Genomic DNA, 11,976 nt, shown 5'->3' on the forward strand with positions numbered 1-11,976 from the left:
CAGTGATGTCCGCCACTTGACAAACAGCCCCACCGCGTCCGCCGACTCAATGGCGCAATCCGCTGCTCCGCTCGGAGCCCGCCGTGACGTAGCGGGTCAGCATGGCCACCAGCTCGTCCTCGAACACGGGAAGATCGAGCGGCTCCGGTCCGGCGATCATCTTGTGCACGAGCAGTTCCACCGTGTTCACCACGATCCGCGCCGCCATGTCCACATTGGACACGTTCGCTTCCGGTTCGAGCAGACCGCGCACGTAGGCGACCCGCTCCTCCTCGTACCGCGCGACCTGCTCCAGCAACTCCGCGGAGCGCGGCGCTTGTTCGGCCATCACGCGCAGCAGCTGCGGATCGTCGAGGTGGTTCTGGATCGCGAGGCGCACGAGTTCGCGGAGCGCACCGTCCAGCGTCTCCGGCGGCCCAGCGGTTTCCCGGTGGCGGCGAAGGGTTTCCGCGCCGGCGTCGAGATGCTGAGATGCCAACGCGACGAGGACGGCATCTTTGTTCGGGTAGTACTGATACAACGACCCGATCGACACCCGAGCCCGCTCCGCGATGCGATTCGTGGTGCCCGCCGCGTACCCCATCTCAGCGAACACCTGCGCGGCCGCTACGAGGATCCGCTGGCGAGTCAGCTCGCCGCGCACCTGCCGGGGCTCCTTGCGCGGCTGCAGACGCTTTCCGGGCATCGCGGGTCTCCTCCGGAGGTGAGCTTTTGCTCATAATATGCCGGTGAACAGGGTTGATGCCGGGATTGGCGCGGTTGCCGAGGGATAGGACGGCGGGGCGGGCTGCTGCCTCGCCCGGCTTCCGCGATCGGCTGAGTTATGGCTTCCCTGCGCCGACGAGGGCAGGTTCCGCCGGGCGGATCGCATCAGCCGGTCGGGCCGCTGCGCCGGTGAATCCCCTGCACTGCACGGACCAGCCCAGCCCGGCTCCACCGAGCAGCCCGACCGCTCCAGCACGCCCCCGACCGCGGAGTCCCCCGCACCCCACCGACCCCGGCCAGGCTCGCCGCTCCGGTTGAGATTCCGTTCCGCCGGGTCCCGCACCGCACTGCCGAACGAGCCGAGGCCGCTCCAGCAAGCCCCTGCCTGCCAACCCACAGAGCCCCGGTGCGCTTCGCCGGATCCCGCATCTGTCACGCCACCCTGGCAGTGTGCGACTCGTCCCCATGCCCTGGCCGAATCACCTCCGCCGAGCCTGATCAGATTCCCCGCCCTGTGGCGCAGACTCCAGCGCAGTGCCCGACAAAACCCGGGGCCGATTCAGCCACCCCGCCCGCTCGACCAGCGCGTTCCTGCCAACCAAGTCCGTGTCCTCACTCGGACAGGCCCTCCGGCACATCCAGCCACCCCGGCCAGCGCATCCCGACAAACCGGGCCCGCTCCCCACTCCGCCAACGCCCCCAGCCACCCCGCCAACTCCGCCAGCGCATCCCCGCAAGCCAGGCCCGCTCCCCACTCCGCCGGACCTTCCAACACCCCCAGCTACCCCGCCAACTCGGCAGCCCACACACACAAACCAGGCCCGCTCCCCACTCCGCCGGACCTTCCAACGCCCCCGCCGCCCCGCCAACTCGACCACCGCATCCCGGCAAACCAGGCCCCGCTCAGCCAGACGCCCCAACACCTCCAGCCGCCCAGCCCGCCCGTCGAATCGCCTCTGTCCGCCCACCTCGGCCCGCCCCTCGAACGAGAGCCGGGCCGAGGTCCGGATCAGCCGCGGCCCAGGCCGGGCAGCGGAGCCGTCCCCTCTTCCCGCACCGCCGCCAGTGCACGCGGGTCCAGGTTCAGCAGGCGCAGGATCGTCGGCGCGATCTGGGTCGTCTCGACCGCCGCCGGGATCCTCGTCCCGTGCCCGCCGCTGACCACCAGCGGAACCGCGCGGTCGTCCGCCGCCGCGCCGCCGTGTTCGGCGATTTTCGAGTGGCCGCCGGTGTACACGACGCCGTGCTGGGCGACGCCGACCAGATCCGGCACTCGCGGGTCGCCTGGGCGCGCCTGGAAGTAGCGGGCGGCATCGGCTCCGGCGTGGGCCGCCGTCAGGCCCGCGTGGGTGAACGGTTTCGGCGCACCGGTGCTGCCGTTCCCGGTGCCGGACTGGGCCAGCAAGTACTGCCGCGCGAACGCCGCCGCCGACGGTGAGTGGTCGGTGAACCACAGCAGCATCGCGTCGTCGTCGGTCGATTGGGCGACCAGGTCGGGTGCGCCGGGGTGCGCGGCCCGCCAGGCGGCGTTCAGGCCGGCGAGCAGCGGGGCGTCGTCGATGCGGGTCAGTGCGGACGGGTCGATCGGCGACTGGCCGTGTTTCGCGGAGAGGATCACCGTCGTCGAACGGTCGAGGCCGCGGTTTCGCAATTCAGCCGTGAACGCGCCCACCTGCCGGTCGACGAAGTCCAAAGCGGACTCCAGCACCGGCCCCGGGGTGCCGTCCGGACGGTATCCGCCGGGCTGGCCGCCGGAGAGCGGAAGCTTCTGCGCGGTCGAGACGGACTGGAAGTTCATGCCGAACACCCCGGGCGTACCGGTGCGGTTCTGTCCACTGTGGTCGAAGCCGTCGATCTCGTTCAGGACGGCTTTGGCCTTGTAGCCGTCATAACGCTGAGTCGCGGAGTTGTCCTTCGTCCAGTCGCTGGAGCTGGGGGCCTTGCTGTTGATCTCCGGAGTGAAGAGGTCCTCGACGCCGCTCCCGGACGGGCCGTTGAGCATTTCGTACGCCGGATGCTTGTCCGACCAGGCGGTGCGCAGCCCGGCCTGCCGGGCGACCTCGAACACGGTGTTCACTCGCAGATACTGGTGCGGATAAACGGGTTTGCACGTTGCCGGATCGACGGGAAGCGCGGCCGGGTTGATCAGCGAACGCGGGTTGCCGGTCATCGCGAGGACTCCGTCGGGCAGGTTCGGCAGGCCTTGCCCGGCGTCGATGGCGTCCTTGTCGCGGTCCAGGTCCTCGGTGTAGTCCACTGTGGACCCGGGTTTCGCACCGGCGCAGGACGTCGTGCCCGCGGGGAGCAACGCCCGGTTGTAGGTGGCGTCGTAGTAGATCCCGGTGCTCGCGGGGTTGCCGCCGGTCACCTGCGCGACCATGCCGGGGAACGAATCCGACGGCACCGGCGTGTTCGCGTGCGCGTATTCGGTGCCGCGCGCCGCGAGCGCGGCCAGCGCGGACCCGGGACGGGTGCGCGTGTACCACTCCAGGTCCGACTGGTGGAGACCGTCGACCGAAAGCAGCAGCACGTGCTCGGTGCGCACCGGCGCGGCCAGCGCGGGCACAGCCGCCGCGACAGTACCGGCCGCGGCCATCGCCACCGCGGCACGCCAACGAATTCTCGACACGGGAGTCCTCCTCGTCTCTGCCGCCGGACACGGCGACCGGCGTATTCCAGGCCGCGCACAAAGACAAGGGAAAACCGCCGGAGAAACAGGAGATGAACGCTGCCTCCGGGCCGCGGCACAGATTTCCGCACCGGGAAGAAAACCGTCCTTGGGCGCAGCGGGAGCAATTCGCCTGATTCGTTCATCGGAGCGGATATCCGGCGGCCGCCCGGCACCGGACAGGCCAAGTGCTTGCATATCGCTAGCACTTGTGGTCTCCTGATAGTGCTTGCAGATCGAAACCACTACGAAGGGACCGGTCATGATCCGTCGAGTGCTCGCCCAGTGCACCGTCTCCGACCTCGCGCGGGCCGAGGAGTGGTACGCGGCCCTGTTCGACCGCGGCCCGGACGCCCGGCCGATGCCCGGCCTGCTCGAATGGCACCTCGGCGACACTTTCGGCCTGCAGGTGTGGTCCGAACCCGACCGGGCCGGACACTCGACGGTCGTCCTCGAGGAAACAGACCTCGACGCGGCCGCCGCCCACGCGACGAAGGCCGGAGCCGCCCACGACGGACCGCGACCCGGCGGCGGCACGCGCATTCTGCCGCTCGTCGATCCGGACGGAAACCGCGTGGTCTTCACCGGAAAATAAGCCATGACGGCGAACAATTCCGGCCAGCCCAGCGAGAACACGGCTTGGAACGGCGAACTCCGGCGGCATGTCCGCCGAAAGGCGCAGCGCGACACCACGAACCCGCTCGCCGAACAGTTGCCCCAACCGTTCCGCCGAAGACCACCTTCCGGCACCAGGCCGGATTGACCGGCAGGCGGGGTCTCGCACAACATCACGCGCCAAAGCCTTACTCGCCAAGCGGTCGCGACAACCGTCCCGCCAAGGACCACGCACCGGACCGGGTTGACCGACCGCCGAACCCCGCGCGCCAGAGACCCACGCCGAGCGGCCATCCCCGGAGACCGCGATCCCGCACCGAGCCGGGTTGACCCGCCGCCCCGGACCGGCCTAGTCTCGCGACTAGAGTGATCGCTCTAATCGCGAGACCCGAGGGAGGTCCGATGCCGCGCGTGGAACTGTCCGCCGGGCCGATCGACTACGCCGACACCGGCGGAACCGGCCCGGCACTGGTGTTCGGGCACGGGTTTCCGATGTCCGGCACGCAATGGCGCAAGGTCGTCCCGCTGCTGACCGGCTACCGCCGCCTCCTGCCCACCTTGCCGCTCGGCGCCCACCGCTCCCCGATGCGGCCCGGCGCCGACCTCACGCAGTTCGGCGTCGCCCGGCTGCTCGGCGAATTCCTCGCCGCGCTCGATCTCCACGACGCGACAATCGTGCTCAACGACTGGGGCGGCGGCCAATTCCTCGTCGCCGACGGGATGGCACCAGCCGAGCACGTGGCCCGGGCCGGACGGCTCGCGCTGGTCGCCTGCGAGGCCTTCGACAACTTCCCGCCCAAGCCCGCGCGCCCGGCGGTCAACCTGCTCCGGCTCCCCGGCGGGCCGTGGCTGCTCACCCAAATCAGCCGGACGCCGTTCTACCGGCACGCCAAAGCGGCCTATGGCGGGATGTGCGAAAGCCGCATCCCGGACGACATTCTCGACGGCTGGTTCGCTCCGGCGTTGCAGGACAAGGAAATCCGCCGGGACCTCGTCAAATTCGCCACCGGAAGCCCGCCGCGGCGCGAACTGCTCGCCTGGACCGAACGGCTGCGGACGTTCGACCGGCCGGTCCTGGTCGTCTGGGCGGACCGGGACCGGATGATGCCCGCCGACCACGGACGGCGGCTCGCCGAGCTTTTCCCGGACGGCCGGCTGGTCGAAATCCCGGACAGCGGCACGCTGATCCCGGAGGACCAGCCGGAGCGACTGGCCAAGGAACTGATCGCGTTCCTGACCGAAACCGGAGCCCCGCCAGCATGAAGCGCGACAGGCTCGGGCGACGGAATCGGGCCGCTGATCACAATTCTCCGAGCACCACCCGGAAAGACGAAAAAACGCCTCAGGCCGAAACAGGCAACGGAAACCGCACCCCAGTAAGCTCCTCGGACACCGTCCACAAGCGACGCGCGGTCTCTCCGTCCCGAGCTTTCGCAGACCGGCCAACGAGTTTCGGCGCACCGCGGTTCTGCAAGAACCCACGCGGCCCCGCGAAGCTGTTGCCGGGAACATCCGCCAACGCGGCATAAAGCGTCGGCCGCGCACCCTCCTCCGAGGTTTGCGCCACCAGCCGCGTACCGGCTTTCGCCAGCGAGGACAACACCGGCGTCTCCACCTTCAGCAGGTTCGTCGCCGCCGTCCCCGGATGCGCCGCCGTCGCCAGCACCGGGGAACCGACTTCAGTCAGCCGCCTCTGGAGTTCCGCGGTGAACAGCAGGTTCGCGAGCTTCGACTGCCCGTACGCCGCCACCGCCCGGTATGGTTTGCGTTCCCAGTTCAGGTCGGCGAAATCGATCGAACCGACCCGGTGCCCGTTCGACGAGACTGTCACCACCCGGCCCCGGATCCGCGGCAAAAGCAGGTTCGTGAGCGCGAAATGGCCGAGATGATTGGTCCCGAACTGCGATTCGAACCCGTCCGCGGTGCGCGCCAGCGGCGGGATCATGATGCCCGCGTTGTTGATCAGCAGGTCGATCGGCTCCGCGAACCCCGCGGCGAACGCGCGGACCGACGCCAGGTCGGCGAGGTCGAGCCGGCGGACTTCGACGTCGCCGGGCAGTTCCGAAGCAGCCTCGCGGCCGCTGCGCACGTTGCGCACCGCGAGCACCACCCGCGCGCCCTTGGCTGCCAGTGCCGCGGCTGTCGCGCGACCTAATCCGCTGTTCGCACCGGTGATCACGGCGGTGCGGCCGGTCTGGTTTTCCGCGAGAGGGTCCATGCCCCCAAAGTAGGCACCGACAACAATGTTGTCAACGGAAACATGCTGCTAGACTGGCCCGGTGCCCGACCAGTCCGACGACCGCCCCTATCACCACGGCAGCCTCCGCACCGCACTGCTCGACGCGGCCGAACGCGGTTTGCGCGCGCACGGGGCCGATCAACTGTCGCTGCGCGACCTGGCCAGGGAGATCGGCGTCAGCCACGCCGCGCCTCGCCGGCATTTCCCGGATCGGCAGGCGTTGCTCGACGCTCTCGCCGAAGCCGGATTCGCGCGTCTGGACAATGCGTTGCGCTCCGCGCTGAAGACCGCGGACGACTTCCCGGGCCGCGTGCACGCGGCGGCCGCCGCCTACACCCGCTTCGCCACCGAGAACTCGGCGCTGCTCGAACTGATGTACACCAGCAAGCACCGCCCCGGCGCGTCGCGGATCGTGCAGGCCGCCGAAGCGCCGTTCGGGCTGATGAACGACCTGATCGTCGAGGGCCAGGAGCAGGGCGCGTTGCGGGACGGGCCGCCGCAGCGGATCGGGGTCGTGTTGTTCGCGACGCTGCAAGGAATCGCGACCATCGGCAACGGCGCCCTCGTTCCGCCGGAATTGCTCGACGGGCTCGTGGACACCGCCGTCGAACAGTTCCTGCGCGGCGCTCGTCCATAACAAAACCGGTCGGCCACACGAATGCGGCGCCCGATTGGATACCGTGGGCAGCATGGCTGACCAACGACCGCTCGGCTTGCGAGAACGCAAGAAGCTCGACACGCGCAAAGCGCTGAGCGACGCCGCCGTGGCGCTGATGTACGAGAGAGGTCCAGACAACGTTGTCCGCGAGGACATCGCGGAGCGGGCCGGGGTGTCGCTGCGGACGTTCAGCAACTACTTCGCCACGAAATACGACGCGGTCGCCTACCGGCACGGGCACCGGATCCGGCTCAGCGCGCAACTGCTGCGGGAGCGTCCGGCGCACGAACCCCTGTGGACCGCACTCGCCGAAGCGCTCATCGAACCGTTGCGCGCCGACGGAGTTCCCTACGGTCAGCCAGCATCCGACCAGCTCAGCACGGTGCAAGCGTGGAGCGCGACGCCGGAGATGCGCACCGCGCTGGCGCGGGTGGAGACCGGCGATCTGGTCAGGGCGATCGCCGAGCGCACCGGGACGCGGGCCGGCGAACTGTATCCGCAACTGGTGTCCGACGTCGCGATCGCGGCGATGACCACCGTGCTCAACCGGTTCCTGGACGAGAGTCTGGAGAAGACTGTGCCGACGACGCTGCGCGAAGCGTTCGCCTCGATTTCGCTGGGCCTCCCGCCGCGATGATCAGCGCCGGGACGCCGCGGGCAGCGAGTTTTCCCGGCCGTGCGCGGCGAATTCCGCCCGCAGCGCCTTCCGGCCCTCCGCGGTGAGCGGCCGGTACGAGCTGGTCCGGCTCGGCGCGTACCAGACCCGGTCGTCCTCCCAGCCCTGTGCGCGCAACGGCGCTTTGTCGACCTTGCCGCTGCCGGTGACCGGGGCCTCGTCGAGGATCCGGACGAAGGTCGGTCGCCATTTCGTACCGAGATCCGGTTGTGCGGCAAGGAATTCGTCGAACTCCTCCGGATCGAATGCGGCATCCTCCGCGAGAACGACCGACGCCATCAGCAGGTCTCCGGTCTTCGGATCGGGCACGCCGTAGCAGTGCGCCGCGGCGAACCCCGGGTAGCGGCCCAGGATCCGCTCGACCGGGGCGGTGCCGAAGTTCTCGCCGTCGACGCGGAGCCAGTCCGCGGCCCGGCCGGCGAAGTACAGGTAGCCGTCGCGGTCGCGGTAGCCGAGGTCGCCGGTCCAGAAGTCCTCGCCGCCGAACTTCAGCCGCTCGGCCATCGCGGCGGGATGGCGGTAGTAGCCCTCGAACGTTTTCCCGCGTCCCACCGCGACGATCTCGCCGGTCGCGTCCTCGGCGTTCAGCAGCAAGCCGTTCTCGTCGAATTCCGCGAGCGGGCATTCCCGGTTGTCCTGGTCCCGGATTTCCGCGCGCATTCCGGGCGCGGGGCGGCCCAGCGCGTTCGGCGGCGCGTCCGGTTCCGGCACGATGCGGATTCCGCCTTCGCTGGAGCCGTAGCCTTCCCGCACCTCGCAGCCGAATCGACGGCGGAATTCGGCGGATTCGCCCGGCGCGGCTTCCGAGCCGAAGGCGACCTCCAGCCGGTTGTCGGCGTCGGTCGGCTGCTCCGGTTGCGCGACGAGGTAGCTGAGCACCCGGCCGACGTAGTTGAAGTAGGTCACGCCGTGCGCGCGAAGGTCCGGGACGAACTGCGACGCGGAGAACTTCCGTACCAGGACGACAGTCGCGCCGACCTTCGCCGCGGCGGCGAGATTCATCATGATCGCGTGGCCGTGGAACATCGGCAGGCACAGGTAGGTGACCGAATCGCGGTGCAGCGAGACGCGTTCGGCCAGCGCGTCGGTCAACCGGCCGAGGCGGCCGTTGCCGCAGATCACCGCCTTCGGCGTGCCGGTCGAACCGGAGCTGAACAGCAGCAGGAAGATCGCCGCCGGGTCCGGGATGGACGCGGGCAGGCCCGCGCCCGCGTGCGCGGCCAGCAGGTCCTGGTACTCCGCCGATTCGACGTCGAGGACGCGGCGGACAGCCGGCAGCTCGAGGCTCGCGACCTCGTCGCCGTACAACGGTTCGGTGACCAGCACGTCGACGTCGGTGTGGCTGATGTCCGCCGCCAGTTCCGCGCCGCGCCGGGTGGAGTTGATGCCGACCAGGACGTCGCCGGTCACCGCGGCGGCGAAAATCCAGAACACGAAATCCGGCAGATTCTGCAGCAACACCCCGATATGCCGCTGCGACCGGCCTGGCCCCGGCTCGAACGTGCGCAGCAGCGAAGCCCGCACCGCGGCCTCGCGGACGACCTCCTCCCACGTCCAGCTCCGGCCCTCGAACCGCAGCCCCTCGTGCGTGTCCCCGCGCCGGGAGCGGATTACTTCCGCGAACGTCTCCATCGGCCCTCCCTTCGGTCAGCGGTCCGCCGCGAGCACGATCGCGGAATGCGGCACCGGAGATCCGCCAGTCACGAGCACGTGCTCCAACGATTTCGCGGGCTGGTTGACCGAGCTGCCGCGAATCAGCCGGACGCCCTCGGCGATCCCGTTGACCCCGTGGAGGTATCCCTCCCCCAACTGGCCGCCGTGGGTGTTTACCGGCAGCCGTCCGTCGAGTTCGAGCGCTCCGTCAGCGATGAAGTCCTTCGCTTCGCCACGGCCGCAGAATCCGTATTCCTCCAGCTGCAGCAACACCATCGGCGTGAAGGCGTCGTACAGAATCGCGGCGTCGATTCCCTCCGGCCCCACGCCCGATTGCGCCCACAGCTGCTCGGCGACCAGCTGCACCTCGGGCATTTCGTCGATGTCTTCCCGGTAGTAGCTGCTCATCGAAATCTGTTGCGGCCCAACGCCTTGCGCCGCCCCGGCGATCACCGCGGGCGGATGCGGGAGGTCGCGCGCCCGCTCCGCGCCCACGATCACCAGCGCTTGCCCGCCGTCGCTTTCCTGACAGCAATCGAGCAGCCGCAACGGATCGGCGATCATCCGCGACGACTGGTGGTCTTCAAGCGTGATCGGACGCCCGTGAAACCACGCTCGGGGGTTCACCGCCGCGTGTTTGCGGGAAAGCACCGAAACGCGGCCGAAGTCCTCGCTCGTCGCCCCGTATTTGTGCAGATACCGCCGCGCCAGAAAGGCTTCCTGCTGCGCGGGAGTGAGCAGGCCGTACGGATTGATCCAGTTCCGGTATTCCTGATCGGTATTCGCGGTGTAGGCGAACGGCGGAGGCCCGGCCCCGAAGCGGTGCCCGGAGCGTTCGTTGAACGCCCGGTACACCACGACGACGTCCGCGACCCCGGAACTGACCGCGAGCGCCGCCTGCTGCACCGGCGCGCAGGCCCCGCCACCGCCGTGCGGGATGCGGCTGAAGAACTTCAGCCGCGGGATTCCCAACGCCCGAGCGACTGCGATCTCGGGGTTGGTTTCCATGGTGAACAGCGCGAATCCGTCGACTTCCTCGACCGGGATCTGCGCGTCGGCGAGTGCGGCGAGGACGCATTCGCAGGCGAGTCGCCATTCGCTGCGACCGGAATTCTTGCTGAATTCAGTCGCGCCGATCCCGGCGATCGCGGCCTGCCGCGCGAAGCCACTCATGCCGCCACCTCCACAAGGAGTTGCACACTGGTCGATCGCGAGGCGTCGGCATGAACATCGAGGATTCGCTTGCAAGCTGCGCTCATGCCGCCACCTCCACAAGGAGTTGCACACTGGTCGATCGCGAGGCGTCGGCATGAACATCGAGGATTCGCTTGCAAGCTGCGCTCATGCCGCCACCTCCACACGAGCCGTCACATGCACGCCGCGTTCATGGCTTCCGGTGACCTTGATCGTCGCCGCCCCGTCCGCCGCTTCAATAACCTCGCTGGCGAAAGTGAGCGTGTCACCGGGAAACAACGGCAGTCCGAGCCGGAGCGACACCTTGCGGATCCGCGTCGCCGGCCCGCAGACATCGGTGACGTAGCGGTCGATGAACCCGTTGGTGGCGTTGATGCTGATGAAGACGTCCGGCATCCCGCGTTCCCGCGCCTTGCCCGGATCGTGGTGCACGTCCTCGAAGTCCTGCGACGCGATCGCGGTGGCGACGATCGCGGTGCGGTCGAACGGGATCGCCAGCTCCGGCAGACGGTCCCCGAGAGCCAGGGTCATCGGATGTGCTCCTTCGGGTCTCGCGGCCTCAGCTGCGGGAGGATTTCGCCGTGCGCGTGCTCGCTGAACCCGACCTGCAGCGGCAAACCGACTTCGAGCCGGTCGTGGTTAACCCCGGCGATGTCCGCGACCAGCCGGATGCCCTCCTCCAGATCGGCGAGTCCGACGGCGAGCGGGTAGTCGAACGCGGGGTCCTTCGGGTGATACAGCACCGTCCAGCTGTGCAATACCGCGCGCCCGCTGGCGACGACCGTGTCCCACGCGAAGCTCCGGCACACCGGACACGCCGGGCCGGGCGGATGCCGGAGAGCGCCGCAGCCGGTGCAGCGCTGGATCTCCAGCCGTCCCTCGCGGGCGGCGGCGAAGAAGAACTGGTTGTCCTGGGTGATCGTGAGCCGCGGGACCGCGGTGTGCTCCCCCATCAGACGCTCCGCTCGGCCGGGCGGAACCGCAGGATGCGGAAGCGTTCGTCGACCAGCAACTCCCCCGCTTCGTCCACGTAGTGCTTGCGCAGCGTGACGAAATGGCCGTAGCCGAGCGCGGTGCGTTTGCACTCCGAGACGGCTTCGATGGTGAAGTGGCAGGTCACGTGCGTGCCCGGGGTGATCTCGCGGACGTACTCCTGCTCGACGTCGGTGGCCACCACCGAGGTGTAGCCGGCCGCGTCGAGCACGCTCATCAGCCGCGAGTACGCGAAATCCTCCACCGTGCCCTCGCGGCGCAGCTCCTGGATCTCGCGGTAGCGCCGGTACCCGGCCATGATCCAGGTCGAGCACATCGCGGGCGGCGCGACGATGCCGGGACGGCCGGTCGCCTTCGCCGCGGCCTCGTCGACGTACGCCGGGTTGCGGTCGTCGACCGCTTCGACCCAGTTGCGGATCATCGCCTCGTTCACCGCGTACCGGGCCACCCGCGGCGGCTCGGCCTGCTGGCCGGTGAACTCGGCGAAGTCCGTCCGGAGACCGGTCATCACCCCTCCTTGAGCAAGCGTTTGGCAGGACGGTAGGAGCGGCGGGGCGGCCGGACAAGCGCCACTC

Annotated in this window: 12 protein-coding genes; 4 read left to right on the forward strand and 8 right to left on the reverse strand. The window is 69.3% G+C overall.

Features of this window, described 5'->3' with window-relative positions; translation table 11 throughout:
• Nucleotides 1-46 precede the first annotated feature (46 nt).
• Both ACZ7SW_RS16395 and ACZ7SW_RS16400 read right to left on the reverse strand, forming a co-directional pair.
• Nucleotides 47-685, reverse strand: a complete 639-nt coding sequence (locus ACZ7SW_RS16395; RefSeq protein ID WP_470231219.1) for a TetR/AcrR family transcriptional regulator — start codon at nt 683-685, stop codon at nt 47-49.
• A gap of 1,029 nt (nt 686-1,714) precedes the next feature.
• Complete coding sequence (locus ACZ7SW_RS16400) at nt 1,715-3,301, reverse strand: alkaline phosphatase family protein (protein ID WP_470231310.1); 1,587 nt, start codon at nt 3,299-3,301, stop codon at nt 1,715-1,717.
• Between the two features lie 334 nt (nt 3,302-3,635).
• Between ACZ7SW_RS16400 and ACZ7SW_RS16405 the strand changes: the two genes are divergently transcribed.
• Together ACZ7SW_RS16405 and ACZ7SW_RS16410 are read left to right on the forward strand one after the other, a co-directional pair.
• Nucleotides 3,636-3,968, forward strand: a complete 333-nt coding sequence (locus ACZ7SW_RS16405) for a VOC family protein (RefSeq protein ID WP_470231220.1) — start codon at nt 3,636-3,638, stop codon at nt 3,966-3,968.
• Between the two features lie 422 nt (nt 3,969-4,390).
• Nucleotides 4,391-5,251 carry an alpha/beta fold hydrolase gene (locus ACZ7SW_RS16410; protein WP_470231221.1) on the forward strand — a complete coding sequence of 287 codons (861 nt, stop codon included), beginning with the start codon at nt 4,391-4,393 and terminating at the stop codon, nt 5,249-5,251.
• 79 nt (nt 5,252-5,330) lie between these two features.
• Here ACZ7SW_RS16410 and ACZ7SW_RS16415 read toward each other — a convergent pair whose 3' ends face one another.
• Nucleotides 5,331-6,206, reverse strand: coding sequence for an oxidoreductase (locus ACZ7SW_RS16415; protein WP_470231222.1), 876 nt, complete (start codon nt 6,204-6,206; stop codon nt 5,331-5,333).
• Nucleotides 6,207-6,267: 61 nt separating this feature from the next.
• Between ACZ7SW_RS16415 and ACZ7SW_RS16420 the strand changes: the two genes are divergently transcribed.
• Together ACZ7SW_RS16420 and ACZ7SW_RS16425 are read left to right on the forward strand one after the other, a co-directional pair.
• Nucleotides 6,268-6,864: a TetR/AcrR family transcriptional regulator gene (locus ACZ7SW_RS16420; RefSeq protein ID WP_470231223.1), complete on the forward strand. Its 597-nt coding sequence runs from the start codon at nt 6,268-6,270 to the stop codon at nt 6,862-6,864.
• 52 nt (nt 6,865-6,916) lie between these two features.
• Nucleotides 6,917-7,522 carry a TetR/AcrR family transcriptional regulator gene (locus ACZ7SW_RS16425; RefSeq protein WP_470231224.1) on the forward strand — a complete coding sequence of 202 codons (606 nt, stop codon included), beginning with the start codon at nt 6,917-6,919 and terminating at the stop codon, nt 7,520-7,522.
• Here ACZ7SW_RS16425 and ACZ7SW_RS16430 read toward each other — a convergent pair whose 3' ends face one another.
• The 5 genes from ACZ7SW_RS16430 to ACZ7SW_RS16450 form a co-directional block, all read right to left on the reverse strand.
• Entirely contained in the window at nt 7,523-9,193 is a 1,671-nt protein-coding gene (locus tag ACZ7SW_RS16430; RefSeq protein WP_470231225.1) for an AMP-binding protein, read from the reverse strand.
• A gap of 15 nt (nt 9,194-9,208) precedes the next feature.
• On the reverse strand, nt 9,209-10,387 hold the full coding sequence (locus ACZ7SW_RS16435; protein ID WP_470231226.1) for a lipid-transfer protein: 1,179 nt from the start codon (nt 10,385-10,387) through the stop codon (nt 9,209-9,211).
• A 168-nt stretch (nt 10,388-10,555) separates the two neighbouring features.
• On the reverse strand, nt 10,556-10,939 hold the full coding sequence (locus ACZ7SW_RS16440; RefSeq protein WP_470231227.1) for a hotdog family protein: 384 nt from the start codon (nt 10,937-10,939) through the stop codon (nt 10,556-10,558).
• Entirely contained in the window at nt 10,936-11,361 is a 426-nt protein-coding gene (locus ACZ7SW_RS16445; RefSeq protein WP_470231228.1) for a Zn-ribbon domain-containing OB-fold protein, read from the reverse strand. Before ACZ7SW_RS16445 ends, ACZ7SW_RS16440 begins: the two co-directional genes overlap by 4 nt.
• Nucleotides 11,361-11,909: an FAS1-like dehydratase domain-containing protein gene (locus tag ACZ7SW_RS16450; protein WP_470231229.1), complete on the reverse strand. Its 549-nt coding sequence runs from the start codon at nt 11,907-11,909 to the stop codon at nt 11,361-11,363. Before ACZ7SW_RS16450 ends, ACZ7SW_RS16445 begins: the two co-directional genes overlap by 1 nt.
• Nucleotides 11,910-11,976: the final 67 nt, after the last annotated feature.

It is taken from the genome of Amycolatopsis sp. NPDC114484 (assembly GCF_055633755.1).